This window comes from Pseudomonas agronomica (assembly GCF_025917275.1).
GTDB lineage: Bacteria > Pseudomonadota > Gammaproteobacteria > Pseudomonadales > Pseudomonadaceae > Aquipseudomonas > Aquipseudomonas agronomica.
The window spans coordinates 1-739 of the sequence record NZ_JAOSHO010000959.1; the positions used below are offsets into that span (position 1 = coordinate 1).

The window sequence follows — 739 nt, forward strand, 5'->3', positions numbered from 1 at the left end:
CTGGCCAACACGTTCGGGGCTCGTTGGTTCGATGAGCAGTGGAAACCACAATTCGATAGCCCGGAATGGAAGGCCGCCGCGAGCTTTTATGTCGATACGCTAAAGAAATATGGACCGCCGGGGCTGACCAGCAATGGTTTCAACGAAACCCTGGCGTTGTTCAACAGCGGCAAGTGCGCCATTTGGGTCGATGCAAGCGTCGCCGGCTCGTTCATCACCGACACCAGCCAGAGCAAGGTGGCCGACCGCGTCGGCTTCGCCGCGGCTCCCACGCAAGTGACAGACAAAGGCGCGTCCTGGCTGTATGCATGGTCGCTGGCAATTCCAACCAGCTCCCGCCACAAGGACGCCGCCAAATCCTTCGTCACATGGGCCACTTCCAAGGATTACGTGCAGTTGGTTGCCAAAGAGGATGGCATCAGCAACGTGCCACCCGGCACTCGTACCTCCACGTACAACGACGCCTACCTGAACGCCGCGCCCTTTGCGCGAATCACGCTGCAAATGATGCAGAAAGCCGACCCGGCCCACCCCACCGCCAAGCCAGTGCCTTACGTGGGCATCCAGTACGTGACGATTCCCGAGTTCCAGGCCATTGGTACATCGGTTGGCAAGCTGTTTACCGCAGCGCTTACTGGCCAGATATCCGTGGAGCAAGCCCTGGCGTCGGCGCAATCGAACACCGAACGGGAAATGAAACGGGCCGGATACCCAAAGAAATAATGGCATGGCCATTCCC

Annotated in this window: 1 protein-coding gene; it reads left to right on the forward strand. The window is 59.1% G+C overall.

Features of this window, described 5'->3' with window-relative positions:
- The coding region (locus tag OC610_RS28370) for an extracellular solute-binding protein (RefSeq protein ID WP_264433031.1) at positions 1 to 723 on the forward strand (723 nt) is incomplete at its 5' end.
- Between the last annotated feature and the right edge of the window lie 16 nt (positions 724 to 739).